Below are 23,682 nucleotides of genomic sequence, written 5' to 3'. Positions count from 1 at the left end.
CGCGCCCTCGCCTCATCGCAGCCAGCGGACGCGCGACGCCGGGGGAGGGGCGGGCGCCGCCCGGCGGCGGCCGACCATCAGCGTCCCGGCGCCGCCGATCGCGACGGCGGCGACGGCCGTCCCGGTCAGCGTCAGCCGCCGTCCGAGGCGCTCGAAGCGCAGCACCTGCCAGCCCTCCTCGCGCGCGACCCGTCCCAGCTCGGCGTCGGGGTTGACCGCGACGGGATGGCCGACGGCGCGCAGCATCGGAAGGTCGGACTCGGAGTCGGAGTACGCCCACGACTCGGACAGCTCGAAGCCCTCGCGGATCGCGAGCGCGCGGATCGCCTCCGCCTTGCCCTCGCGGTAGGTGAACGGGCCGTCCGGCCGGCCGGTGTAGACGCCGTCGCGGACCTCGGATCTGGCGCCCAGCCCGCCGTCGAACGTCAGCACGTGCGCCAGCACCTCCGCCAGCTCGTGCGCGGCGGCGGTGACGATGTAGACGGGTCGCCCCGCGTCCTGGTGCTCGTAGGCGACGCGCAGCATCTGCGGGTAGATGCGCGGCAGGATCCCAGCGAGCATCTCGGGGCCGAGTCGCAGCAGGTCGCGCACCGGCAGGTCCTCCAGCAGCTTGAAGATCTGCTCGCGCACCTGGTCGGTGCCGGCGTCGGTCGAGCCGCTGAGGCGGAACTTCAGGTTCGCCATCGCGCCGGCGGCGAGCTGGCGCCGCGTCAGGATCCCGTGGCGGTAGGCGGCGCGGGCGAACTCGAACGCGGACGAGCCGACCATCAGCGTTCGGTCGAGGTCGAAGAAGGCGGCCCCGCGCGGCGCGCCTCCCTCGACCTCCGCTACGCCCGCTCCGTCGGGCGCGACGCTGTCCGGCGTCCCGCTCAGGACGCCACTTCCACGATCACGGCGTCGCCCTGGCCGCCGCCCGAGCAGATCGCCGCGCAGCCGCGGCCGCCGCCGCGCCGCTGCAGCTCCAGCACCATCGAGCCGAGGATGCGGGCGCCGGAGGCGCCGATCGGGTGGCCGAGCGCGACCGCGCCGCCGTTGACGTTGACCTTGTCCTCGTCGATCCCGAGCATCCGCATCGAGTTGAGCGTGACCGACGCGAACGCCTCGTTGATCTCCCAGACGTCGATGTCCTCGGGCGTCAGGCCGGCCTTCTTCAGCGCCGCCAGCGCCGCGTTGGCGGGCGTTCTGGCGAGGTAGGGGAAGTCGTCGGCGATCTGCGCCTGCGCGATGATCGTCGCGAGCGGCTTGCGACCGTTCGCGGCGGCCCAGTCGGAGCTGGCGAGCACGAGCGCGCCGGCGCCGTCGTTGACACCGGGCGCGTTGCCGGCGGTGTGGGAGCCGTCCTTGACGAAGATCGGCTTGAGCGCGGCGAGCGCCTCCAGCGTCGTGCCGCGGCGCGGCGCCTCGTCGACCTCGACGACCGTGTCGCCCTTGCGGCCCTTGACCGTGACGGCGACGATCTCCTCCGGCAGGCGGCCCTCGTCGGTCGCCTTCAGCGCCAGCTCGTGCGAGCGGACCGACCAGCGGTCCATGTCGGCGCGCGTCAGCTCCAGCTCGGCTGCGACCTCGCTCGCCTCGTGCGCCATGTGCTTGCCGCTGAACGGGTTCGTGAGGCCGTCGTTGATCATCGCGTCGATCGCCGCGCCGTCGCCCATGCGGTAGCCGAAGCGCGCGCCCTTGAGCAGGTACGGCGCGTTGCTCATCGACTCCATGCCGCCCGCCACGGCGACCTCGAGGTCACCGGCGCGGATCGCGGCGTCGAGGATGCCGGCGGCGCGGATCCCCGAGGCGCAGACCTTGTTGATCGTCTCCGAGGACACCTCTTGAGGGATCCCGCCCTTGATCTGCGCCTGGCGCGACGGGATCTGACCCTGGCCGGCCTGCAGCACCTGGCCCATCACGACGTGCTGGACCTGCTCCGGGGCGACGTCGGCGCGCTCCAGCGCCGCTCTGATCGCGATGCCGCCGAGCTCCGTCGCGTCGAGCGAGGCGAGGCCGCCGCCGAGCTTGCCGATCGGCGTGCGCGCTGCGCTGAGGATGACGGTGCTGGGCATCGAAGTCTCCGTTCCGGGGTGAGGTTGCGGCCCGCCGCTGGACCTCGTCTGATGCTAGAGGGCCGGCTCGCGCACGAGCGCCGTTGGAGGGTTCTTGGGGGGCTGCCACGAGCCCCGCGCCCGCGGACGATGGGTAGGCTGCCCCGATGCAGATCGAGGCCACGACGCAGGCGCCGCTCGAAACCGGCGCCGACACGATCGCCGTCGGGGTCTTCGACGGCGAGGACATCGCCCACGACGTCGCCGAGGGGACCCTGCAGCGGCTGCTCGACCGCGGCGAGGCACGCCGCGCCTTCAAACGGCTCGCCGTCGCGCACGCCGAGGACCGCCGTTTCATCGTCGTCGGGCTCGGCGACCGTGCCAGATTCGACCCCGAGCGCGCCCGGCTCGCCGCCGCCGCCGTCCACGGCCGCGCCCGCGAGCTGTCGACGACGACGCTCTGCTGGGAGGTGCCCCACCACCTCGACGACGTGCGCGTCGCAGGACTGGTCGAGGGCACGATCCTCGCCGGCTACCGCTTCGACAGGTACCGCAACAGCCCCGACGACGACGGCGCCGGCCTGCAGCGCCTGCTCGTCAGCGCGCACCACCCGGTCGACGCGCCCGTCGCGACGGCCGCGATCGTCGCGACCGCGCAGAACCGCGCCCGCGACCTCCAGAACACGCCGGCGAACGAGCTGACGCCGGAGCGGCTCGCCGCGCGTGCGCACGAGCTGGCCGGCGAGGTCGAAGGGCTGACCGTCGAGGCGCTCGACGAGGACGCGATCGAGAGCCTCGGGATGGGCGCGTTCGCCGCCGTCGCGCGCGGCTCCGCCGTGCCGGCGCGCCTGATCGAGCTGAGATACGAGGGCCCCAAAGCCGATGGCCCGCTGCTGGCGCTCGTCGGCAAGGCGGTCACGTTCGACAGCGGTGGGATCTCGATCAAGCCGGCGATGAAGATGTCGGAGATGAAGTTCGACATGTCGGGCGGCGCGGCCGTGCTGGAGGCGATCGGCGCGATCGCCAGGCTGCAGCTGCCGGTTCGCGTGCTGGGCGTGATCGGCGCGACCGAGAACATGCCGAGCGGCCGCGCGGTCAAGCCGGGCGACATCGTGCGCGCCTCCAACGGCACGACGATCGAGGTCGTCAACACCGACGCCGAGGGACGGCTCGTGCTGGCCGACTGCCTCGCGCACGCGGTCGGGCACGGCGCCGAGCGGATCGTCGACCTCGCGACGCTGACCGGCGCGATCGTGACCGCGCTCGGCTCGAGCCACGCCGGCCTGATGGCCAACGACGACGGCTGGGCGCGCTCGGTCGAGGCGGCCGCGCGCGCAAGCGGCGACCTCGTCTGGCGGCTGCCGCTCCACCCCGACCACGCCGAGGCGATCAAGGGCCGCTACGCCGACATCGTCAACTCGACCGAGAACCGCAGAGCGGCCTCGATCACGGCGGCGGAGTTCCTCCAGCGCTTCGTCGGCGACGTGCCGTGGGCGCACCTCGACATCGCCGGCACGGCGAACGACACCGGCCGCGCGCCGACGCCCACGGGCGGCACCGGCTACGGCGTGCGACTGCTCGTCGAGCTCGCTCGGCGACTGGCCGATTGACCGTGTGCGAAGCACTACTGCACTCCTCGATGCGATCCGTTCCCTACTATTCGCCCCGCCGCGACGCCGACGTCCCCTGAATGGCGCGCGGACACCCCGAGATGTCCTCCACCTCAGAGCGAAAGATCCGCGTCGTCGTCGCGAAGCCGGGCCTGGACGGCCACGATCGCGGCGCCAAGATCATTGCCCGCGCGCTGCGTGACGCGGGGATGGAGGTGATCTACACCGGCCTGCACCAGACGCCGGAGCAGATCGTCGAGACGGTCATCCAGGAGGACGCCGACGCGGTCGGCCTCTCGATCCTGTCCGGGGCGCACATGACGCTGGTGCCGCGCATCGTCGAGCTGCTGCACGCGCAGGAGGTCGACGACGTCGTCGTCACCGTCGGCGGCACGATTCCCGCCGACGACATCCCCGAGCTGAAGCAGCTCGGCGTCTCCGAGGTCTTCACGCCCGGGGCGCCGACGCAGGACATCATCGACTTCATCCGCGGCGCCGTCCGCAGCGACTGACGGGTCGTTCGCCGCAAGGCGGCGCGTGTGCCGGGGAGGAGTCTGCGAACGGCATGCGATTGACTGGTCAGTCAACGCGGGTATCATGGCGCCCACGACACTGCCACGAACGTTCGTTTGGCTCTTTCTGAGGAGGCACCCGGAGTGAAAATTTGCGTCCTGGTCAAAGAGGTGCCGGACGCCGCCGTCGAGAAGCGCATAGACCCCTCGACGGGGCGGATGGACCGCAGCGGGGAGAAGAACCTCAACCCGTATGACACGCACGCCATCGAAGCTGCGATGCAGCTGAAGGAAGGCGGCGCGCTCCAGGTCGACGAGATCGTCGCCGTCACGATGGGTCCGGAGTCCGCCGTGCGCGCGCTCCACAAGGCCGTCTCGCTCGGCGCCGACCGCTCGGTCCACCTGACCGACGACGCGCTCGCCGGCTCAGACGTCGCCGCGACGGGCTACGCGCTCGCGAAGGCGCTCGAGAAGGAGCAGCCCGACATCGTGCTGCTCGGCCAGCAGTCCGACGACGGCGAGTGCTACACGATCGGCGCCGTCGTGGCCGACCACCTGAAGGCGCCGTCGCTGACCCAGGTGATCAAGCTCGACGTCGTCGACGGCGGTCTCCGCTGCGAGCGTCAGGCCGAGTACGGCTACGACACCGTCCAGGTCGCGCTGCCCGCCGTCATCTCGGTCGGCGACGCGATCAACGAGCCGCGCTACCCGTCGCTGAAGGCGATCATGGGCGCGAAGAAGAAGCCGCTGGAGAAGGCCGGCGCCGGTGACGTCGGCATCGACGGCTCGCTCGTCGGCACCGACGGCTCGCGCGTCCAGTGCGGCGAGTTCAAGGCGCCGCCGGCGAAGGCCGCGGGCCAGATCATCGAGGACGAGGACACCGACGCGACGGTCGAGCAGATCGTGGCGTGGCTGGACGAAAGGAAGCTGATCTAGATGGGCGGGATTCTCGTCTACGTCCTCCACTACGAGGGCGCGCTCAACAAGAACTCGCTCGGCGCCGTCTCCGAGGGTGCGAAGCTCGCCGCCGAGCTGGGCGTCGACTGCGACGCCGTCGTCGTCGGCGGCGGTGACCTGACGAACGAGCTGATCGGCACGCTCGGCAACTACGGCGCGAAGAAGGTCTACCGCGCCGAGGGCGCCGAGGGCCTGGCCCAGCCCGTCATCGACGTGATGGACAAGGTCATCGGCGACAACGGTCACAGCTATGTGATCTTCGGCGGCGGCCTGCTCGGCTTCGAGATCGGCGCCGGCCTCGCCGCGCGCCGCAACGCCGGCGTGACGATGGAGGTCACCGGGGTCTCCGTCGAGGGCGGCAAGCTCGTCGCCGAGCGCCCGATCCTCGGCGACTCGCAGATCTCCCGCTCCCACTACAAGGGCGATCTCGGGATCATCATCGGCCGCATCAACGCGTTCGAGGTCAAGGAGTCCGGCGGGGGCGCGGCCGAGGTGGTCGACGTCCAGCTCGAGTACTCCCCCTGGTCCAACCAGGCGACGATGGTCCAGCGCGGCGAGCAGCGCGGCGCGGACGTCAACATCGAGGACGCGAACGTGCTCGTGGCCGGCGGCCGCGGTCTCGGCAAGGCCGAGGGCTTCCAGCTGTGCGAGGACCTCGCGGGCGTGCTCGGCGGCGCCGTCGCCGCGACGCGCGCGGTCGTCGACGCGGGCTGGTACCCGTACGCCGCGCAGATCGGCCAGACCGGCAAGTCGGTCGCGCCGAAGCTCTACCTCGCCGCCGGCATCTCCGGCGCGATCCAGCACAAGGTCGGCATGCAGGCCTCGGAGAACATCGTCGCGATCAACAAGGACGCGAACGCTCCGATCTTCGAGTTCAGCGACCTCGGCATCGTCGGGGACCTGAACAAGATCCTGCCGAAGCTGACGGAGGCCGTGAAGGCCAAGAAGGGCGGTTGATCGAGATGGCCGGCAGCAGCAACGGGAAGGTCGTGCCGGCGGCGTATCCGCCGCCGGTCGACTCGCCGAGAGAGTTCATCAAGCGCGGGCTCGACGGCGAGGACGAGCTGATCGAGGTCGGCGTCGCGATCGTCGGCGGCGGCACCGCGGGTCTCGCGTGCGCGAACCGCCTGCTGCAGCTGCTGGCCGACGATCCGGAGACGATGGAGCGCCTCGGCGAGGTGCCCGTCGCCGTCCTGGAGAAGGCGAAGACCTGCGGGGGCCACAACCTGTCGGGCGCGGTCATGCGCCCCGGGCCCCTGCAGGAGCTGTACCCGGACCTCTCCCGCGAGGACTGGCGCAAGGAGGGCTTCGCCTTCGGCGAGGTCGGCAAGGAAGCGGTCTACATGCTTCCGAACGGCAAGACGAAGCTGCGGATCCCGCCGCCGCCGCCGTTCAAGAACCACGGCAACGAGGTCGTCTCGGTCGCCGCGCTGGCGCGCTATCAGCAGCGGATCGCCGAGGAGGCCGGCGCCTACGTCCTGACCGAGACGTCCGCGACGCAGATCGTCGTCGACGACGGCCGCGTCGTCGGTGTGCGCTCGGGCGACAAGGGCCGCGGCAAGGACGGCGAGCCGCTCGGCAACTTCGAGCCGGGCACCGACATCAAGGCGCAGGCGACCGTCCTCGCCGAGGGCTGCTGGGGCTCGCTGACCGGCGCCGCGATCCGCGAGTTCGGTCTCGATGACGGCCGCGAGCCGCAGGTCTGGGAGCTCGGCGTCAAGGAGGTCTGGAAGGTCCCGAGACCGCTGACGCACCTGATCCACACGATCGGGCCGTGGCCGCTGAAGCTGTCGGCGAAGTACGGCCAGATCGGCGGCACCTGGATCTACCCGATGAAGGACGAGAGAACGGGCGACGACCTCGTCTCGATCGGCTTCGTCATCGACCTCGAGTACGCCGACGCGACGACGTCCGCGCACGACCTGCTGCAGAAGTTCAAGCTGCACCCGCTCGTGAGAGGGATCCTCGAGGGCGGCGAGCGCGTCGCGTGGGGCGCGAAGGCCCTGCCCGGCGGCGGCTACTGGTCGATGCCGAAGCTGACGATGCCGGGCGCGCTGCTGGTCGGCGACGCCGGCGGCATGGTCGACACGGTCTCGCTCAAGGGCGTCCACCACTCGATCCTCTCCGGCAAGCTGGCCGCCGAGACGATCTACGACGCGCTGCGCAACGGCGAGTCGTCGCTGGAGTCCTACGAGCAGAAGATCGAGGACTCGGCCACGGGCAAGGAGCTGTACGAGGTCCGCAACGGGCGCCAGCCGTTCCAGAAGGGGTTCATCAAGGGCGCCCCGATCGTCAACCTCGCGATCGCGACGAAGGGCAAGCTGCCGCCGGGCCGCCTGCCGTGGCACAAGAACGACGAGCAGCCGATGTTCATCGGCGACACGGCGGACAGCTACCCGAGACCGGACAACAGATACACGTTCGACAAGCTGTCGTCGGTCTTCATCACGGGCAACGCGACGCGCGACGACGCGCCGAACCACATCCGCGTGCAGAGAAACGTCCCGCGCGAGGTCGCCGAGACGTGGAAGTGGATGTGCCCGGCCGGCGTCTACGAACTGCCCGAGGACGCGCCGGAGAGCGGCAACGTCGACGTGATCGTCAACTACACGAACTGCGTGCAGTGCGGAGCGATCACGGCCAAGGGCGGACGCCTGACGACGCCCGAGGGCGGCGACGGGCCGCTCTACACGATCACCTGAATCGACTTTGTCCGACCCCATGCGCGCCGGGTGTGTGGGGTCGGTCACAAGGTCGCAACTTCTGGCTGCGCGGCCGGTTATAGCCGGCATCATGAAGAAGGTCGCAGCCGCCGTCATCTCCGTGCTCGCCGTCGCCCTCGTCGCGACCCCGCTCGCCAGCTCGTCCGCCTCCGCCGCGAGCGCCAAGCCGAACGCGAAGACGCGGGCGGTCACGACCGCGCCGCTGTCCTACGACGCGCGCCTGCTGTCGTGCAGACGGTCGCCGAGCACCGACCAGCGCTTCGCCGTCGTCGGTGCCTCGATGCGGCCGGTGCCCGGCGGCAAACGGCTGGCGATGCGGGTCGAGCTGTTCCAGAAGCCGCTCAGCGGTGGCCGCTGGATGCTGCGCGGCGACGTCCCCGGGCTCGGCACCTGGATGCCGCCGAGCGACCCGTCGATCGGCACCCGGCCCAACGACGTCTTCAAGTACCGCCAGTCGGTCGGCCGGCTCGTCGTCCCGTACGCCTACCGCTTCAGAGTCAGCTTCCGCTGGAGCGACGCGGCCGGCCGCGTCGTGCGCGAGGAGTCGGCGGTCACCGTGCCGTGCCGCGAGCCGGACCTGCGTCCCGACCTCGTCGTCGCGAGCGCGACCGTCGAGCCCGACCTCGACCCGACGAGAGCGCTTTACATCGTCGTCGTGAAGAACGTCGGCCGCTCGGTCGCGTCGTCGATAGGGGTCGGCGCGACGTTCGCCTCCTCGACGCGGTACGTCAGACGGCTCGGCCCGGCCGAGAGCGGCGAGGTGACGTTCATCGGCCCGGCCTGCCCGGCTGGGGCGACAGGTCCGACGTTCCTCGTCGATCCCGGCAACACGATCGACGAGGGGCTGGAGACCAACAACAGCCTCCTCGCGACCTGCCCGGCCGAGCCGTGAACCACCGATCTTCGCGGCGTCTCGCCGCCGTGGGCACGGCCCACGCCCGATCGCCGGCTCCCAAGGGATCCACCCCGTGGTTCGCCGGCGACCGACCGTGGACCACACCCACGACAGCGAGCCATCCACGGATATCGGTGGTTCCCGGCTACACTGGACTCACCATGAAGACCGACATCCATCCCAACTACGTCGAGTCGCACGTCCGCTGCACGTGCGGCAACACGTTCACGACGCGCTCGGTCGAACCGAGAATAAACGTCGAGATCTGCTCGGCGTGTCACCCGTTCTACACGGGCAGACAGAAGCTCGTCGACACCGGTGGCCGGGTCGAGCGCTTCCAGCGCCGCGCCGCCAGACGCGCCGCCGCATCCGCCGACAACTAGCCGGCCCCATCCGCAGCGCGCAACCTCGGCGGGGGTGACCCGCCGAGGCCTCTGCGCCCGCGCGCGGCCGAGGCCCTACACTCGACGGCCGTGATCGAGCAGCTCGTCAGACAGGTCGAGTCGCGCTTCCAGGAGCTGGAGGCGCAGATGTCCGACCCCGAGGTGATCGGGGACCGTCAGCGCTACGCCGAGACCGGTCGCCAGTACCGCGACCTCGAGGAGGCGGCGAGACTCGCTGCCGAGTGGCGCCGCGCCGTCGACGACGAGGCCGGTGCGCGCGAGCTGCTGGAGGAGGGCGGCGACGACGCCGAGGTCCGCGACATGCTCGCCAGAGCGCGCGAGCGGATCGACGCGCTCGACGAGGAGATCCGCCTCGCGATGGTCGAGAAGGACCCCGCCGACGAGAAGAACGTGATCGTCGAGATCCGCCCCGGCGCCGGCGGCGACGAGGCCGGTCTGTTCGCCGGCGACCTCTACCGCATGCTCACGCGCTACGCCGAGCGGCGCGGCTTCAAGACCGAGGCGCTGTCGGAGAGCGACGGCCAGTACACGTTCGCCGTCAAGGGCGAGGGCGCGTACTCGGTCTTCAAGTTCGAGGGCGGAACCCACCGCGTCCAGCGCGTGCCGGAGACCGAGTCCCAGGGCCGCATCCACACCTCGACCGCGACCGTCGCCGTGCTGCCCGAGGCCGAGGAGGTCGACGTCGAGGTCAACGACAACGACCTCCAGGTCGACGTCTACCGTTCCTCGGGACCCGGCGGCCAGTCGGTCAACACGACCGACTCGGCGGTCCGCATCACGCACAAGCCGTCCGGCATCGTCGTCTCGATGCAGGACGAGAAGTCCCAGCTGCAGAATCGCGACAAGGCGATGCGCGTGCTGCGCGCGCGCTTGTACGAGGCCGCGCTCGCCGAGCAGCAGGCGGAGCTGTCGGCGACCCGCCTCGCACAGGTCGGCAGCGGCGAGCGCGCGGAGAAGATCCGCACGTACAACTTCCCGCAGGGCCGCATCACCGACCATCGCATCAAGCTGACCGTCCACAACCTCGACGCGGCGCTGGCGGGCGAGCTCGACGACGTGACCGACGCGCTGCAGGACGATGAGAAGCGGCGCCGGCTCGAAGTCCAAGCCGAGGCCTGACGCCGCGGCGCCGGCCGCGGTGGCCGGGCCCGGTGCGGCCGGGTCCCGCGCGGATGCGGCCGGGTCCGGCACCGGCGCGGGCGAGGATTGGAGCTTCGCCGACGGCCCGTCGGTGCGGATGTCGCTCGCGATCGCGACCGCCGACCTGCGCGAGGCCGGCTGCGACAACCCGCGGCTCGACGCCGAGCTGCTGCTGGCCGACGCGCTCGGCGCGACGCGCACGTCGCTGCACCTGCATCCCGAGCGCGTCCTCGTGGCCGACGAGAGCGCCCGCTTCGCCGCCTCGGTCGCGCGGCGCCGGGCGCGCGAGCCGGTCGCCTACATCCGCGGGACGCGCGGCTTCCGTCACATCGACCTGACCGTCGACGCGCGCGTGCTCGTGCCGCGCCCGGAGACCGAGCTGCTGGTCGAGGTCGCGCTGGGCCTGCCGCGCGGCGCCCGCGTCGCGGACGTCGGCACCGGCAGCGGCGCGGTAGCGCTGGCGCTCAAGCACGAGCGGCCTGACCTGGCGGTCGTCGCGACCGACCTGAGCGCCGACGCGCTCGCGGTCGCGCAGGCGAACGCCGCCGCGCTGCGGCTCGCCGTCGCCTTCGCGCAGGGCGACCTGCTCGCCGGGGTCGACGGGCCGCTGGACGCGATCCTCTCCAACCCGCCGTATGTGCCCGACGGCGACCGCGAAGGGCTGGAGCCGGAGGTCGCGGTGCACGAGCCGTCGCAGGCGCTGTTCGCGGGAGGCGACGGCCTCGACGTGCTGCGCCGGCTGGCGACCGAGGCGGCCGCGCGCGCGCCGTTCGTCGCGTTCGAGGTCGGCGCAGGGCAGGCGCCCGCGGTCGGCGCGCTGCTGCGCGCGGCCGGGATGCTGCGCATCACCGCGCACAGGGACCTGGCGGGAATCGAACGGGTCGTCGTCGGAGAGCGGTGAACCCGATGGCGGTCCTGACCCACGCTGACGCGGTCGCTTTCTCCGACTGCGTCGCGGGCGGCGGCGTCGCGGTCTTCCCGGCCGACACCGTCTACGGCCTCGCCGCCGCGCCCGGCAACTCCGCCGCGATCGCGCGGATCTATGCGCTGAAGGGCCGCGCGCCCGAGAAGCCCGCGGCGACGATGTGGTTCGACCGCGACCGCGCGCTCGCGGCGCTGCCGCCGCTCGGCCCGCGCACGCGCCGCGCCTGCGAGCGGCTGCTCCCGGGCGGCGTCACGCTGCTGCTGCCCGATCCCGCCGACCCGGCCGTCGCGCTCGGCGTCCGCGTCCCGCGGCTGGAGGGCGCGCTCGCGGCGCTGGCGACCGTGCCGCATCCCGTCGTGCAGTCGAGCGCGAACGCCGCCGGCGGCGCCGACCCGCGCACGCTCGACGAGGTGCCGCAGGCGATCCGCGCCGGCGCCGACCTCGTGCTCGACGCTGGCCCGCTGCCCGGCGCGCCGTCGACGGTGATCGACCTGCGGCGCTACGAGCGCTCCGGCGCGTGGGAGATCGTCCGCCAGGGCGCCGTGCCGCGCTCGGTCGTCGCGTCGGCGCTGGGCTGAGCGGCGGCTACGCAGCCCACGGCGGCGGGAACGTTCTGCCGCCGACCGTTCCGAGCATCCCGGCGGAGGTGCAGACGGTCAGGCGCGCGGCCGTCTCGCCGTCGTTGCTCAGCGTCAGCTCGACGCCCGGCGGGACGATCAGTGCGTCACCGGGGGCGAGCGCCGCACGGCTGCCGCCGACCACGGCCGCGACCGCGCCGGAGCCGAGCACGAAGACCTCTTCGCGGCTCACCGAGTGCGACTCGCTGACGGCTCCGGGCGCGATCTCCAGCGCCCACACGGCCAGCTCGACCGACCCGCGGGAGGGCACCGCGAGCGGGCGGAACGTGAACCCGGGCCGCTCGAAGGTGGGAGCGTCGGCGAGCGTCGCGTGGGGCATGGAGGACTCCGATCGAGAAAGAGATAGACAACTGGATTGACTAGGCACGGTAGCGCATCCGGTCAACCTGGTTGACTGGATTGATGCACCAGACGCTCTCGCTCGCCGACCCTGACCGCGAGGGAAGCGCGGCGATCCTGCTCGGGATGGGGTTCCGCGCGATGACCGATCGCTTCCACGAGCTCCTGCGGGCGGAAGGGCACGAGCCGCTGCGGCCCGCCCACGGCTTCGTCTTCCGGCTGCTCGAGCGTGACGGCGACCTGACCGCAACGCAGCTCGCGACCCGCCTCAGCGTCACCAGACAGGCCGCCGCGAGAGTCGCCGCGGAGCTTGAGGAGTGGGGCTATCTGACGCGCCGCGCGCACCCGCGCGACGGTCGCGCGCAGGTGCTCGTGCTGACGCCGCGCGGCCGCCGGTACGTCGCACACGCCGACGAGCTGTGGGCGCGCGTCGAGCGCGAGTGGGCCGCGGTCGCAGGCGCGGAAGCGGTGCACGCGGCGAAGCGCGCGCTGGCGGCGTACGTCGAAGTGGCGGCAGGGGAGGGCGAACCGCCGCTGCGCCCGGTGTGGTGAGGGGGTCCGTTGGTACCCTCCCGCGTGCCGCCATGAAGATCGCCATCGCCTCAGACCACGCCGGCTTCGAGCTGAAGTCGCACCTCGCCACCGCGCTCGCCGCGGCAGGCCACGAGGTCGTCGACCTCGGCACCGACGGAACCGCCTCCGTCGACTACCCCAGATTCGCCGAACCGGCCGCCGAGCTGGTCGCCGACGGGGGCGCCGAACGCGGCGTGCTCGTCTGCGGCTCGGGCAACGGCGTCGCGATCGTCGCCAACAAGGTGCACGGCGTCCGCGCCGTCAACGCCCACGACGTGGAGGAGGCCGAGATGTCCCGCCGCCACAACGACGCGAACGTCGTGACGCTCTCGGGCGCGCGGCTGAGCGGCGACGAAGCCGATGCGATCGTCGCGACGTTCCTCTCGACCGACTTCGACGGCGGCCGCCATGCGCGCCGCGTCGACCAGATCACCGCCATGGAGACGCCCGCATGACCGACCTTTCGCCCGACTTCTTCAACAAGCCGCTCGCCGAGGTCGATCCCGAGATCGCGGAGGCCGTGCAGCACGAGCTGGAGCGCCAGCAGCGCACGCTGGAGATGATCGCCTCCGAGAACTTCGTCCCGCAGGCGGTGCTCGACTGCCAGGGCAGCGTGCTGACGAACAAGTACGCCGAGGGCTATCCCGGCCGCCGCTACTACGGCGGCTGCGAGTTCGTCGACGTCGCGGAGCAGCTCGCGATCGACCGCGCGAAGGAGCTGTTCGGCGCCGAGCACGCGAACGTCCAGCCGCACTCCGGCGCGCAGGCCAACACGGCCGTCTACCACGCGCTGCTGAAGCCCGGCGACACGATCATGGGGCTGGAGCTGGCGCACGGCGGCCACCTCTCGCACGGCATGAGAATCAACGTCTCCGGCCGCCTGTACGACATCGCGCCGTACCAGGTGCAGCGCGAGACGAGCCGGATCGACATGGACGAGGTCGAGCGGATCGCGCGCGAGCGCAAGCCGAAGCTGCTGCTCGCCGGCTGGTCGGCCTACCCGCGCCAGCTCGACTTCGAGCGTTTCCGGGCGATCGCCGACGCGGTCGGCGCGTACCTGATGGTCGACATGGCGCACTTCGCCGGGCTCGTCGCCGCCGGCCTGCACCCCAACCCGGTGCCGCACGCCGACGTCGTCACGACGACGACTCACAAGACGATCGGTGGCGGCCGCGGCGGCCTGATCCTGTGCAGAGAAGAGCACAGAAGAGCGATCAACTCGGCGATCTTCCCCGGCCAGCAGGGCGGCCCGCTCGAGCATGTGATCGCCGGCAAGGCGGTCGCGTTCAAGATCGCGATGAGCGACAGCTTCAAGGAGCGTCAGGAGCGCACGATCGCCGGCGCGCAGGCGCTCGCGACCGAGCTGCTGGCCGACCAGTCCTCCGGCGTCAGCGTCCTCACGGGCGGCACCGACGTCCACCTCGTGCTCGTCGACCTGCGCGACTCCGAGCTCGACGGCCAGCAGGGCGAGGACCGGCTTCACGAGATCGGCATCACGGTCAACCGCAACGCGGTCCCGTTCGACCCGCGCCCGCCGATGATCTCCAGCGGCCTGCGGATCGGCTCGCCGGCACTCGCCACGCGCGGCTTCACCGTCGAGGACTTCCATGAGGTCGGCAAGGTGATCGCGACCGCGCTGACGCCGGCATTCGAGGCGCGCAAGGGCGAGCTGGCCGAGCGCGTGCAGGCGCTCGTCGACAAGCACCCGCTCTACTCCCACCTCGGGACCCCGACCCCCGCCTGACGGCGCCTCGGCGCCGCTGGCTTTGTCCTCGATCGCTCGTGGGCTGGCGGGTGGGTGGGCCTTTGTCCTCTCTGCGTCCGCGCCAGCGACGCCGATCCGCTCGTCAGTACGCCGCGGCTGCGAGTATTCGGAATCGGCATGAGCGAGCTCGACGCCGTCTACGCCTTCCTCGTCGCGCTGGCCGTCGCGGCCGTGACGACCCCGTTCGTCGCGCGGCTGGCGACGCGCATCGGCGCCGTCGACGAGCCGCGCGAGCGCGGGCTCGCCGCCCGCGCGACGCCCTTGCTCGGCGGCCTGGCGATCCTCGCCGGCGTGCTGGTCGCGTCGGCGATCTGGCTGCCGATCACCGACGAGACGCGCGGGATCCTGCTGGGGGCGGCGCTGATCGCCGCCGTCGGCGCGATCGACGACGTCATCGACCTTCCGCCGCAGTGGAAGCTGCTCGGCCAGGTCGTCGCGGCGATCATCCCGGTTGCGGCCGGGGTGAAGGTCGAGAACGTCACGCTGCCGTTCCTCGGCGCGATCGAGTTCCACGAGATAGGCGGCGTGCTGACCGTGATCGGCCTTGTCGGGCTGATGAACGTCGTCAACTTCTCCGACGGCGTCGACGGCCTCGCCGCCGGCGTCTGCGCGATCAGCGCCGTCGCGTTCTCGATCATCGCGTTCGACCTCGGGCGCACCGGCGCGAGCGTGCTGGCGGCGATCGTCGCCGGCGCTGCGCTCGGCTTCCTGATCCACAACTTCCACCCGGCGTCGATCTTCATGGGCGACTGCGGCGCGCTGCTGCTCGGCTTCCTGCTCGGCTGCGTCGCCGTGCAGGGCTCGCTGAAGACGAACGCATTGATCGCGCTCGTCGGCCCGCTGGCGATCCTCGCGGTGCCGTTCCTCGACACCGGCTTCGTGATCGCGCGGCGGCTGAAGTACCGCCGCGCGCCGTGGTCGGCCGACGCCCAGCACTTCCACCACCGGCTCGCGCGGGTCGGCTTCAGCCAGCGCCGCACGGTCCTCTACCTCTACGCGTGGACCGTCATGCTCGCGGGGCTCGCCGTCGCGATGCGCTTCATCCCGTACACGGACAACCACGGGAGCTTCAACCTCGGATGGAGCGCGCTGCTGGCGGCGCTGGCGCTGCTCGTCGCCGGCGCGTCGATCTATCTCGTGATGGTGCTGGAGATCCTCAAGCTCAAGCGCCTGCGCGCCTGGCAGATGCGCCGCGCCGACCCGACGACGACCGAGCACGAGATCGACGTCCAGGTCGAGTCGGAGCTGGAGACGGGCGAGTTCGGCGCGATCGGCGGCGAACCGCCGCCGCCGTCAGGTCCGAGCGCGGACGCCGCGGGCGTTCAGCGCGGCGCGCCGTAGACGGCGGCGAGCCAGATCCGCAGTAGCGCCTCGATGAACGCGCCCTCTTCGAGCGGCACCTCCTGCACGAGCCGCTCGTAGGCGCTGCGCTCGGTCATCCAGACGAGCGCGAAAGCGGTCTCGCGTGCCGGCAGCGTGGCGTCGACCTTGCCGGCCTCCTGCTCGCGCGCGATCCGCGCATGGGTCGCGTCGACGAAGCGGCCGACCAGCTCGCGCCAGAAGCGCGCGGCCTCCTCGTCGTAGGCGGCGGTCTCGACGACGGCTCTCAGCAGCGCCGGGTGGCGCCGGTAGATGTCGACGATCTTCGCGATCGCGGCCTCCAGCTCGGCGCGGCCCTCGCCCTCGCCGGCCCACCAGCGCTCGGCCTCGGCGAACAGCTCGTCGGCGACGCCGGCGGTCACCCGCATCAGCAGCTCGCGCTTGTCGCGGAAGTAGAAATAGAAGGCGGTGCGGGAGATCCCGGCCCGCGTGGCGATCCGCTCGATCCCCAGCTCCGAGTAGGACGCGCCCTCTTCCAGCAGCGTCTCCGTCGCCTCGACGACGCTCGCCTCGATGGCCGCACGCTTGCTGCTCTGCGCCTGCGTCCGTCGGCTCAACGATGCCATCGGCGTCACCCTATCGAGAGTTGCTGACCGGTCGCCGCAGCTGCCGAGGGAGGGTCTGCGCGCCGACTGCCGACGCACGCGGGCGCGTACGCGCGCGTGGATCGTGAGTGGCGACTGTCACTAAGTTGTTACAAGGTCGCGGGAACTTGTAGACTCTTCATAAGCCCACATGGCAAGCGTCTTCCGCCAGGCCCGCGGAGACATGCTTGGCCGGTTGTGGGTTCTTTTTTCGTTCTGGCGTCAATGCCTCTCATGTGTCCCCCCGACCTCCCCGAGCACCAGCCCGATGACGAACGACCGCCCGCCGACGCGGGGGGCCGTCGCCGGCTCGATCATGATCGCCGCGACGCTGCTGTGCGCCGGGATCGGGCTTGGGGTCGGGGCGCTCGTGGGCGCGCCTGTGCCGCTCTTGATCGTCGGTCTGGGCGTAGGTTTCGTCGCCGGCATCGCCCTCGTGCGTGCGCAATTCGGTGACCTCTGACAACTGAGCCATGATCTTCTTTCGTCAACTCGACGTGTTCCTGCTGTTGCTTGCGCTGCCGATCTTCATCGCGGCCGACCAGCCGATCCTGGGCTGGGCCGCGACGACGATCGCGTGGCTCGGCCAGAAGGTGCTGCAGGCCGTTCTGGAGCGCAAGGCGGCCCAGGAGGACGACGCCCGTCGCTTCTTCGGCTTCATGGCGGGCTCGTTGATCGGACGCTCGTGGCTGCTTGCCCTTACGATCTTCGCCGTCGGCATCGTCGACCGCGACGCCGGGCTCGCTGCTGCGGTGCTCGCGCTCGCCGTCTTCACCTGTTACCTCGTGATCTCACTCATCATGCGTGCCCCGCAGAACCCCTCGGAGCGAACCTCTTGAACCTGCGTCGTCATCCTCGCCTGTTCCTCGCGTCGCTCACGACGCTCGTCGGCCTGCTGCTGCTCTCGCCCGTCACGGCGCTCGCCGCGACGGAGACGTCCGCGAACGAGCCCGCGCTGGATCCGTCGGAGGAGTTCGCGCTCCCGGACTGGATCTCGATCAAGCTCGGCCCGATAGACATGTCGATCAACAAGGCCGTCCTCTACATCTTCCTCGCGACCGCGCTGACCGTGATCGTCATGGTCTACGCCGCCCGCAAGATGGCCGCGCGCCCCACGGGCCGCCTTCAGACGGTCACCGAGATGGCGTTCGGGCTCATGCGCGACAACATCACGCGCGGCAACATGGACCCGAGAATGGCGTCGAAGTGGTTCCCGTTCATCGCGACGCTGTTCCTCTTCATCTGGTTCTCGAACATGATCGGGTACATCCCGCTCCCGACGAATTCGTCGCACACGTTCGATCTCGCCGGGATAGAGGTCCCGTCGTTCGCGCTCTACGCGGCGACGGCCAACATCTCGATCCCGCTCGTGCTCGCGCTCGTCGTTTGGATCGCCTACCACGTCGAGGGCATCCGCGTCCACGGCTTCGTCGGATACATCCGCAGCTGGGTGCCGAAGGGCGTCGAGGGCTTCATGGTCGGCCCGATCCTGCTGATCGAGGCGCTGTCGCACTTCGTCCGCCTGATCTCGCTCTCACTGCGTCTGTTCGCGAACATCCTCGCCGGGCACCTGCTGATCCTGTTCATGGCCGGCGGCCTCGTGATCCTGCTCGGGATGGGCGTCTTCGGATCGGTGATCCTCGGCATCTCGACCGGCACCCTGGCCGTCGTCTTCTTCCTCTTCGAGATCGGCCTGGTCGCGACGCTCCAGGCATTCATCTTCAGCACCCTTACCGCGATCTACCTCGGCGGCGCAGTCGCCGAGGAACACTAAGGAGAACCCGCAGTGGACCTGATCCTGATCACCGCACAGGTTGCGCTCGATGCGGCCAGAGCGACCGGCGAGACCGCCGGCCGCGCCATCGGCCTCGGCCTGGGCACCGGGCTCGCCGCCCTTGGTACGGGCGTCGGCCTCGGCTTCATCTTCGGCAAGACGATCGAGGCGGTCTCGCGTCAGCCGGAGCTGAGAGACGACATCCAGTCGATCCAGTGGCTCGGCTTCGCGCTCACCGAGGCGACCGTCTTCTACGGGTTCATCGCCGGCCTGATCGCGTTCTTCGTCTAAGCCGATGCTCGCCGCAATCGACACCATCGCGGCGCCCCTCGTCCTGGCCGCGACCACGGAAGACGACGGGCTGAACCCGCTCGTCAGAGTCGTCCCCGGCCTGATGATCTGGACGCTGCTGGCGTTCGTCGTCGCGCTGCTGGTCCTGCGCAAGTACGCGTGGCCGCAGATCACGAGAATCCTCGATCAGCGCCAGCAGCAGATCGAGGAGTCGATCGACGCCGCCGACCGCACACGCCAGGAGGCCGACGAGCTGCTCGCCGAGTACCGGCAGCGACTCACCGACGCCCGTGCGCAAGCGGACGAGATCGTCGCGAAGGCCGAGCGTGCCGGCGAAGTCGCCGAGCGCGAGGGCCTCGACGCGGCGAAGGTCAAGCGCGAGGAGCTGCTGGAGCAGACGCGTCGTGACATCCAGGCCGAGACCAACCGCGCGATCCAGGAGATTCGTCGCGAGGTCGCCGACCTCACCGTGCAGGCGACCGAAAAGGTCACCCGCAAGACGCTCTCGCCCGACGATCAGAAGCGGCTCGTCGAAGAGGCGCTGTCCGAGCTGGACTTCAGCACTCTCTCCGGCGACCGGAGGAACTAGGTCCCATGGAAGAGATCGCCCAGGTCTACTCGCGCGCGCTGTTCGAGGTTGCCAAGGAACACGGCAAGCTCGACGTCGTGCGCGAGCAGCTCGGCCAGTTCGCCGACGCGCTCGAGCAGAACCGCGACCTCGCGGTCTTCTTCTTCTCTCCGTACTTCTCGACGGACGAGAAGAAGGAGGGGCTGCGCAGAGCGGTCGACGGTGCCGACCCGACGTTCGTCAACTTCCTGCAGACGCTGCTCGAGCGTCACCGCATGCCGGCGATCTACCGCATCCGTGCGGAGTACGAGCGGCTGTGGGATCAGGAGAGAAAGCTGCTGCCCGTCGAGGTGACGAGCGCAATCGACCTCGACGAGGCGACGGTCAAGAGCATCGGCGACCGCATCGGGGAGCAGACCGGCCAGCAGGTCGAGCTGACCAGCAGAGTCGACCCCTCGATCCTCGGCGGGATCGTCCTGCGCGTCGGCAACCAGATCCTCGACGCCTCGATCAAGCACCGCCTGGACCAACTTCGCAAGCACGTCGCGCAGGCATAGGCCTGACATAGGAGCCAAGAACCCCACCATGCAGATCAAGCCCGACGAGATCACCTCCATTCTGAAGAGCCGCATCGAGGGCCTCGACAGCGGCAGCGCCGACCTGACCGAGGTCGGCACCGTTCTGTCCGTCGCGGACGGCATCGCCCGCGTGCACGGGCTCGAGAACTGCATGTCGTTCGAGATGCTCGAGCTGCCGCACGACGTCACCGGCCTCGCGCTCAACCTCGAGTCCGACAACGTCGGCGTCGTGCTGTTCGGCGACTGGCAGAAGGTCGTCGAGGGCGACACCGTCAAGCGCACCGGCAGACTGCTCGAGATCCCGGTCGGCGACGCCCTCCTCGGGCGCATCGTCGACCCGCTCGGCAACCCGCTCGACGGCAAGGGCGACGTCGTCGCCAGCGAGTACCGCCCGGCGGAGTTCAAGGCCCCCGGCGTCGTCCAGCGTCAGCCGGTCACCGAGCCGATGCAGACCGGCCTCAAGGCCGTCGACGCGATGATCCCGATCGGCCGCGGCCAGCGCGAGCTGATCATCGGCGACCGCCAGACCGGCAAGACGGCGATCGCGATCGACACGATCATCAACAACAAGGACTCGGGCGTCGTCTCGGTCTACGTCGCGATCGGGCAGCGCCTCGCGACCGTCGTCGGCATCGCCGAGACGCTTGCGGAGAACGGCGCGCTCGACTCGACGATCATCGTCGCCGCCGCTGCCGACGAGGCCGCGCCGATCAAGTTCATGGCGCCGTACGCCGGCGCCGCGATGGCGGAGTACTTCCTCTACAAGGGCCAGCACGCGCTCGCGGTCTACGACGACCTCACCAAGCACGCATACGCCTACCGCCAGATGTCGCTCCTGCTCCGCCGCCCGCCGGGCCGCGAGGCGTACCCGGGCGACGTCTTCTACCTCCACTCACGCCTGCTGGAGCGCTCCGTCAAGCTCAACGACGAGCTCGGCGGCGGCTCGATGACGGCGCTGCCGATCATCGAGACGCAGGGCGGCGACGTCTCGGCGTACATCCCGACGAACGTGATCTCGATCACCGACGGCCAGATCTTCCTCGAGCCGAAGCTGTTCTTCTCGGGCGTGCGTCCGGCCATCAACGTCGGCATCTCCGTCTCCCGCGTCGGCGGCAACGCGCAGATCAAGCCGATGAAGAAGGTCGCCGGCAAGATCAAGCTCGAGCTGTCGCAGTTCCGCGAGCTGGAGGCGTTCGCGCAGTTCGGGTCCGACCTCGACGCCGACACGCAGCGCACGCTCGCGCGCGGCAACCGGCTCGTGAGAACGCTCAACCAGAACGAGCGTTCGCCGCTGGCCGTCGAGGACCAGGTCATCCAGCTGTACGCCGCGACGAACGGCTTCCTCGACCGCATCAACGTCGACAAGGTCGAGAAGTTCCTCGACGGTCTGACGCGCCGCGCGCACTCCGAGGCGGGCGACCTGCGCAAGGCGATCGCCGGTGGCGACTGGTCGGAGGAGACCGAGAAGGGCGTCAACACGCTCGTCGAGCGCTACGCCGACGACTTCGGCTTCGACCTCGACGAGGAAGGCCAGCCGCTCGAGGAGGGCGCCGCCCCGGCGGTCCGCTCCTCCGCCAACGGCGACGCCGCCGCTGAGCGCGAGCAGGAGACCGCGGCGGTCTAGCGCTCACGCGCTCGGAGACCCACCCGCGAACCCCAGCCCATGGCTCAGCGAGACGTCAAGAACCGCATCGCGTCGGTCAAGAACATCCAGAAGATCACCCGCGCGATGGAGATGGTCGCGGCGGCGCGCCTGCGGCGCGCCGAGACGCGCATCGCGGCGCTGCGCCCGTACGCGGGCGCGCTTCGCCGCATGACGCGTCAGGCGGCGGAGGCGGCCGGCGACGTGCCGGCGCTGCCGATCCTCTCCGAGCACGCCGAGGAGAAGCGGGTGGCGCTGCTGCTCGTGACCGCCGACCGCGGCCTTGCCGGCGCGTTCAACTCACAGATCATCCGCGCCGGCCTGCGGACGGCCGACGAGCACGTCGCCGACGGCAGAGAGGTCGTGTACTACGCGACCGGTCGCCGCGGCGTCTCGTCGCTGACGTTCCGCAACCGCGCCCCGGAGCAGGCTTTCACCGGCTTCACGGAGCGGCCGTCGTACGCGAACGCGCGTGAGATCGCGAACGCGCTCACGGCGGCCTACATCGACGGCAAGGTCGACCGCGTCGAGATCCTCTACAACGGCTACATCTCGCCGATGTCGCAGGAGGTCCGTCGCGAGACGCTGCTGCCGCTCCAGCAGGCGACGATCCTCGACGCGCACGACGACGACGAGCACGCCGCGGGCGAGAGCAACGCGCACGCGCTCGTCGACTACGAGCCGGAGCCCGAGGAGATCCTCGAGCGGCTCGTGCCGGACTACGTCGAGATCTCGATCTTCCGGGCGTTGCTGGAGTCGACAGCGTCGGAGCTGGGCGCGCGCATGACGGCGATGCGCAGCGCGTCCGACAACGCCGGCGAGATCATCGACGACCTCACGCTCGAGATGAACCGCGCACGCCAGGCAGAGATCACCCAGGAGATCATGGAAGTCGTCGCCGGCGCCGAAGCGCTCGGTTAAGGAGACACGAAACCAATGTCAGCCACAGCAGAAACCAAGACTCAGAACGTCGGGCGCATCGAGGAGATCCAGGGCGTCGTCATCGAGGCCGTCTTCCCGCCCGAGCACCTGCCGCACATCAACAACGCGATCACGATCGATCGCGGCGAGGACGGCGTGCTCGTCTGCGAGGTCCAGCAGCACCTCGGCGACGACCGCGTCCGCGCGGTGGCGATGGACTCGACCGATGGCCTCGCCCGCGGTGTCGAGGTCAAGGACACCGGCGGCCCGATCACGGTCCCCGTCGGCCGTGCCACGCTCGGCCGCATCTTCAACGTGCTCGGCGAGCCGATCGACCTCGCCGGCCCCGTCGACGTGCAGGAGCGCCGGCCGATCCACGCGGCGGCCCCGAACGTCGAGGACCTGACGCCGACGACCGAGATGTTCGAGACGGGCATCAAGGTCATCGACCTGCTCGCCCCGTACGCGAAGGGCGGCAAGGTCGGCCTCTTCGGCGGCGCCGGCGTCGGCAAGACCGTCCTGATCCAGGAGCTGATCGACAACCTCGCCCGCGAGCACGGCGGCCTCTCGGCCTTCTGCGGCGTCGGCGAGCGCTCGCGCGAGGGGAACGACCTCTGGCTCGAGATGAAGGAGTCGGGCACGATCGACAAGACGATGCTCGTCTTCGGTCAGATGAACGAGCCGCCCGGCGCCCGTATGCGCGTCGCGCTCTCCGGCCTGACGATGGCGGAGTACTTCCGTGACGAGGGCCAGGACGTGCTCCTCTTCATCGACAACATCTTCCGCTTCGTGCAGGCGGGCTCCGAGGTCTCCGCGCTCCTCGGCCGCATGCCGTCGCAGGTCGGCTACCAGCCGACGCTCGAGTCGGAGATGGGCCAGCTGCAGGAGCGGATCACGTCGACCCGTCAGGGCTCGGTGACGTCCGTCCAGGCCGTCTACGTCCCCGCGGACGACCTCACCGACCCGGCTCCGGCGTCGGTGTTCGCCCACCTCAACGCGACGACCGTGCTCTCGCGCTCGATCTCGGAGAAGGGCATCTACCCGGCGGTCGACCCGCTCGACTCGACCTCGACGATCCTCAAGCCGGACATCCTCGGCGAGGAGCACTACGCGGTCGCCAACGAGGTCAAGCAGATCCTCCAGCGCTACAAGGAGCTGCAGGACATCATCGCGATCCTCGGCATCGACGAGCTGTCCGACGAGGACAAGGTGATCGTGCAGCGCGCGCGCAAGGTCGAGCGCTTCCTGTCGCAGCCGTTCCACGTCGCGGAGCAGTTCACCGGCACCCCCGGCTCCTACGTCCCGATCGCCGAGACGATCCGCGGCTTCAAGGAGATCATCGAGGGCAAGCACGACGAGCTGCCCGAGCGCGTCTTCCTCCTCAAGGGCACGATCGACGACGTCGTCGAGGCCGCGAAGAAGGGCTAGGGAGG

General features: G+C 70.6%; 27 protein-coding genes. 23 read left to right on the top strand and 4 right to left on the bottom strand.

The annotated features are described in order from the left end of the window. Positions 1-12: 12 nt before the first annotated feature. Together CWOE_RS23325 and CWOE_RS23320 are read right to left on the bottom strand one after the other, a co-directional pair. Positions 13-873: an HAD family hydrolase gene (locus CWOE_RS23325; protein ID WP_012936108.1), complete on the bottom strand. Its 861-nt coding sequence runs from the start codon at positions 871-873 to the stop codon at positions 13-15. Beyond that, the gene (locus CWOE_RS23320) at positions 870-2,051 is read right to left on the bottom strand and encodes an acetyl-CoA C-acetyltransferase (RefSeq protein ID WP_012936107.1); all 1,182 of its coding nucleotides are present in this window, start codon (positions 2,049-2,051) and stop codon (positions 870-872) included. The genes CWOE_RS23325 and CWOE_RS23320 overlap by 4 nt, the downstream gene beginning before the upstream one ends. A 146-nt stretch (positions 2,052-2,197) precedes the next feature. Here CWOE_RS23320 and CWOE_RS23315 point away from each other — a divergent pair, with 146 nt between their 5' ends. The 10 genes from CWOE_RS23315 (at position 2,198) to CWOE_RS23270 (ending at position 11,774) form a co-directional block, all read left to right on the top strand. Beyond that, positions 2,198-3,640 (top strand): leucyl aminopeptidase, encoded by a 1,443-nt coding sequence (locus CWOE_RS23315; protein ID WP_012936106.1) that lies wholly within the window; start codon positions 2,198-2,200, stop codon positions 3,638-3,640. A 101-nt stretch (positions 3,641-3,741) separates the two neighbouring features. Beyond that, complete coding sequence (locus CWOE_RS23310) at positions 3,742-4,152, top strand: cobalamin B12-binding domain-containing protein (protein WP_041733410.1); 411 nt, start codon at positions 3,742-3,744, stop codon at positions 4,150-4,152. 171 nt (positions 4,153-4,323) lie between these two features. Further along, complete coding sequence (locus CWOE_RS23305) at positions 4,324-5,088, top strand: electron transfer flavoprotein subunit beta/FixA family protein (protein ID WP_236262149.1); 765 nt, start codon at positions 4,324-4,326, stop codon at positions 5,086-5,088. Continuing rightward, complete coding sequence (locus tag CWOE_RS23300; protein WP_012936103.1) at positions 5,089-6,066, top strand: electron transfer flavoprotein subunit alpha/FixB family protein; 978 nt, start codon at positions 5,089-5,091, stop codon at positions 6,064-6,066. 5 nt (positions 6,067-6,071) lie between these two features. Beyond that, positions 6,072-7,811, top strand: a complete 1,740-nt coding sequence (locus CWOE_RS23295) for an electron transfer flavoprotein-ubiquinone oxidoreductase (protein WP_012936102.1) — start codon at positions 6,072-6,074, stop codon at positions 7,809-7,811. A 91-nt stretch (positions 7,812-7,902) separates the two neighbouring features. Then, positions 7,903-8,724, top strand: a complete 822-nt coding sequence (locus CWOE_RS23290; RefSeq protein WP_012936101.1) for a CARDB domain-containing protein — start codon at positions 7,903-7,905, stop codon at positions 8,722-8,724. A 164-nt stretch (positions 8,725-8,888) separates the two neighbouring features. After that, entirely contained in the window at positions 8,889-9,110 is a 222-nt protein-coding gene (gene rpmE, locus CWOE_RS23285) for a 50S ribosomal protein L31 (protein ID WP_012936100.1), read from the top strand. Between the two features lie 90 nt (positions 9,111-9,200). Continuing rightward, on the top strand, positions 9,201-10,250 hold the full coding sequence (prfA, locus tag CWOE_RS23280) for a peptide chain release factor 1 (protein ID WP_012936099.1): 1,050 nt from the start codon (positions 9,201-9,203) through the stop codon (positions 10,248-10,250). Then, complete coding sequence (gene prmC, locus CWOE_RS23275; RefSeq protein WP_012936098.1) at positions 10,210-11,172, top strand: peptide chain release factor N(5)-glutamine methyltransferase; 963 nt, start codon at positions 10,210-10,212, stop codon at positions 11,170-11,172. Before prfA ends, prmC begins: the two co-directional genes overlap by 41 nt. A 5-nt stretch (positions 11,173-11,177) precedes the next feature. Further along, positions 11,178-11,774: an L-threonylcarbamoyladenylate synthase gene (locus tag CWOE_RS23270; RefSeq protein ID WP_012936097.1), complete on the top strand. Its 597-nt coding sequence runs from the start codon at positions 11,178-11,180 to the stop codon at positions 11,772-11,774. A gap of 7 nt (positions 11,775-11,781) precedes the next feature. Here CWOE_RS23270 and CWOE_RS23265 read toward each other — a convergent pair whose 3' ends face one another. Then, positions 11,782-12,153, bottom strand: coding sequence for a cupin domain-containing protein (locus CWOE_RS23265; protein ID WP_012936096.1), 372 nt, complete (start codon positions 12,151-12,153; stop codon positions 11,782-11,784). 83 nt (positions 12,154-12,236) lie between these two features. On the opposite strand from CWOE_RS23265, the gene CWOE_RS23260 reads away from it, so the two are divergent. From CWOE_RS23260 to CWOE_RS23245, 4 genes are all read left to right on the top strand, one after another. Next, a complete protein-coding gene (locus CWOE_RS23260; RefSeq protein WP_012936095.1) occupies positions 12,237-12,725 on the top strand; it encodes a MarR family winged helix-turn-helix transcriptional regulator in 489 nt (162 codons plus the stop codon). A 32-nt stretch (positions 12,726-12,757) separates the two neighbouring features. Beyond that, complete coding sequence (gene rpiB / locus CWOE_RS23255; RefSeq protein WP_012936094.1) at positions 12,758-13,201, top strand: ribose 5-phosphate isomerase B; 444 nt, start codon at positions 12,758-12,760, stop codon at positions 13,199-13,201. Then, positions 13,198-14,490 (top strand): serine hydroxymethyltransferase, encoded by a 1,293-nt coding sequence (glyA, locus tag CWOE_RS23250; protein ID WP_012936093.1) that lies wholly within the window; start codon positions 13,198-13,200, stop codon positions 14,488-14,490. The genes rpiB and glyA overlap by 4 nt, the downstream gene beginning before the upstream one ends. Positions 14,491-14,628: 138 nt before the next feature. Next, on the top strand, positions 14,629-15,852 hold the full coding sequence (locus CWOE_RS23245; RefSeq protein ID WP_012936092.1) for a glycosyltransferase family 4 protein: 1,224 nt from the start codon (positions 14,629-14,631) through the stop codon (positions 15,850-15,852). Here CWOE_RS23245 and CWOE_RS23240 read toward each other — a convergent pair. Further along, the gene (locus CWOE_RS23240; protein WP_012936091.1) at positions 15,834-16,457 is read right to left on the bottom strand and encodes a TetR/AcrR family transcriptional regulator; all 624 of its coding nucleotides are present in this window, start codon (positions 16,455-16,457) and stop codon (positions 15,834-15,836) included. The genes CWOE_RS23245 and CWOE_RS23240 overlap by 19 nt on opposite strands. Positions 16,458-16,743: 286 nt before the next feature. Between CWOE_RS23240 and CWOE_RS23235 the strand changes: the two genes are divergently transcribed. From CWOE_RS23235 to atpD, 9 genes are read left to right on the top strand one after another with little or no spacing between them, the layout of a single operon-like run. Then, positions 16,744-16,938, top strand: coding sequence for a hypothetical protein (locus CWOE_RS23235; protein ID WP_012936090.1), 195 nt, complete (start codon positions 16,744-16,746; stop codon positions 16,936-16,938). A 10-nt stretch (positions 16,939-16,948) separates the two neighbouring features. Further along, the gene (locus CWOE_RS23230) at positions 16,949-17,314 is read left to right on the top strand and encodes a hypothetical protein (RefSeq protein ID WP_012936089.1); all 366 of its coding nucleotides are present in this window, start codon (positions 16,949-16,951) and stop codon (positions 17,312-17,314) included. Next, positions 17,311-18,249: a F0F1 ATP synthase subunit A gene (gene atpB, locus CWOE_RS23225; protein WP_012936088.1), complete on the top strand. Its 939-nt coding sequence runs from the start codon at positions 17,311-17,313 to the stop codon at positions 18,247-18,249. The genes CWOE_RS23230 and atpB overlap by 4 nt, the downstream gene beginning before the upstream one ends. A 12-nt stretch (positions 18,250-18,261) precedes the next feature. Continuing rightward, entirely contained in the window at positions 18,262-18,540 is a 279-nt protein-coding gene (gene atpE / locus CWOE_RS23220) for an ATP synthase F0 subunit C (RefSeq protein WP_012936087.1), read from the top strand. 4 nt (positions 18,541-18,544) lie between these two features. Beyond that, positions 18,545-19,129: a F0F1 ATP synthase subunit B gene (gene atpF / locus CWOE_RS23215; protein WP_012936086.1), complete on the top strand. Its 585-nt coding sequence runs from the start codon at positions 18,545-18,547 to the stop codon at positions 19,127-19,129. Between the two features lie 5 nt (positions 19,130-19,134). Continuing rightward, positions 19,135-19,665 carry an ATP synthase F1 subunit delta gene (gene atpH, locus CWOE_RS23210; protein ID WP_012936085.1) on the top strand — a complete coding sequence of 177 codons (531 nt, stop codon included), beginning with the start codon at positions 19,135-19,137 and terminating at the stop codon, positions 19,663-19,665. 28 nt (positions 19,666-19,693) lie between these two features. Next, positions 19,694-21,310, top strand: coding sequence for a F0F1 ATP synthase subunit alpha (atpA, locus tag CWOE_RS23205; RefSeq protein WP_012936084.1), 1,617 nt, complete (start codon positions 19,694-19,696; stop codon positions 21,308-21,310). Positions 21,311-21,349: 39 nt separating this feature from the next. Continuing rightward, on the top strand, positions 21,350-22,249 hold the full coding sequence (gene atpG / locus CWOE_RS23200) for an ATP synthase F1 subunit gamma (RefSeq protein ID WP_012936083.1): 900 nt from the start codon (positions 21,350-21,352) through the stop codon (positions 22,247-22,249). A gap of 15 nt (positions 22,250-22,264) precedes the next feature. Beyond that, positions 22,265-23,677, top strand: coding sequence for a F0F1 ATP synthase subunit beta (gene atpD / locus CWOE_RS23195; RefSeq protein WP_012936082.1), 1,413 nt, complete (start codon positions 22,265-22,267; stop codon positions 23,675-23,677). The last annotated feature ends 5 nt before the right edge of the window (positions 23,678-23,682 follow it).

It is taken from the genome of Conexibacter woesei DSM 14684, from assembly GCF_000025265.1.
GTDB lineage: Bacteria > Actinomycetota > Thermoleophilia > Solirubrobacterales > Solirubrobacteraceae > Conexibacter > Conexibacter woesei.
This window is presented reverse-complemented; position numbering and strand designations above follow the sequence as displayed.

Bases quoted from the DNA above. Each gene is read 5' to 3' on its own strand.
- rpmE (WP_012936100.1), top strand. From the start codon at position 8,889: ATGAAGACCGACATCCATCCCAACTACGTCGAGTCGCACGTCCGCTGC.
- glyA (WP_012936093.1), top strand. From the start codon at position 13,198: ATGACCGACCTTTCGCCCGACTTCTTCAACAAGCCGCTCGCCGAGGTC.
- atpG (WP_012936083.1), top strand. From the start codon at position 21,350: ATGGCTCAGCGAGACGTCAAGAACCGCATCGCGTCGGTCAAGAACATC.
- CWOE_RS23245 (WP_012936092.1), top strand. From the start codon at position 14,629: ATGAGCGAGCTCGACGCCGTCTACGCCTTCCTCGTCGCGCTGGCCGTC.
- CWOE_RS23230 (WP_012936089.1), top strand. From the start codon at position 16,949: ATGATCTTCTTTCGTCAACTCGACGTGTTCCTGCTGTTGCTTGCGCTG.
- CWOE_RS23300 (WP_012936103.1), top strand. From the start codon at position 5,089: ATGGGCGGGATTCTCGTCTACGTCCTCCACTACGAGGGCGCGCTCAAC.
- CWOE_RS23315 (WP_012936106.1), top strand. From the start codon at position 2,198: ATGCAGATCGAGGCCACGACGCAGGCGCCGCTCGAAACCGGCGCCGAC.
- atpF (WP_012936086.1), top strand. From the start codon at position 18,545: ATGCTCGCCGCAATCGACACCATCGCGGCGCCCCTCGTCCTGGCCGCG.
- CWOE_RS23295 (WP_012936102.1), top strand. From the start codon at position 6,072: ATGGCCGGCAGCAGCAACGGGAAGGTCGTGCCGGCGGCGTATCCGCCG.
- atpA (WP_012936084.1), top strand. From the start codon at position 19,694: ATGCAGATCAAGCCCGACGAGATCACCTCCATTCTGAAGAGCCGCATC.
- CWOE_RS23320 (WP_012936107.1), bottom strand. From the start codon at position 2,051: ATGCCCAGCACCGTCATCCTCAGCGCAGCGCGCACGCCGATCGGCAAG.
- CWOE_RS23235 (WP_012936090.1), top strand. From the start codon at position 16,744: ATGACGAACGACCGCCCGCCGACGCGGGGGGCCGTCGCCGGCTCGATC.
- atpD (WP_012936082.1), top strand. From the start codon at position 22,265: ATGTCAGCCACAGCAGAAACCAAGACTCAGAACGTCGGGCGCATCGAG.
- CWOE_RS23270 (WP_012936097.1), top strand. From the start codon at position 11,178: ATGGCGGTCCTGACCCACGCTGACGCGGTCGCTTTCTCCGACTGCGTC.
- CWOE_RS23290 (WP_012936101.1), top strand. From the start codon at position 7,903: ATGAAGAAGGTCGCAGCCGCCGTCATCTCCGTGCTCGCCGTCGCCCTC.
- atpH (WP_012936085.1), top strand. From the start codon at position 19,135: ATGGAAGAGATCGCCCAGGTCTACTCGCGCGCGCTGTTCGAGGTTGCC.
- prmC (WP_012936098.1), top strand. From the start codon at position 10,210: ATGAGAAGCGGCGCCGGCTCGAAGTCCAAGCCGAGGCCTGACGCCGCG.
- CWOE_RS23240 (WP_012936091.1), bottom strand. From the start codon at position 16,457: ATGGCATCGTTGAGCCGACGGACGCAGGCGCAGAGCAGCAAGCGTGCG.
- CWOE_RS23310 (WP_041733410.1), top strand. From the start codon at position 3,742: ATGTCCTCCACCTCAGAGCGAAAGATCCGCGTCGTCGTCGCGAAGCCG.
- CWOE_RS23260 (WP_012936095.1), top strand. From the start codon at position 12,237: ATGCACCAGACGCTCTCGCTCGCCGACCCTGACCGCGAGGGAAGCGCG.
- rpiB (WP_012936094.1), top strand. From the start codon at position 12,758: ATGAAGATCGCCATCGCCTCAGACCACGCCGGCTTCGAGCTGAAGTCG.
- CWOE_RS23265 (WP_012936096.1), bottom strand. From the start codon at position 12,153: ATGCCCCACGCGACGCTCGCCGACGCTCCCACCTTCGAGCGGCCCGGG.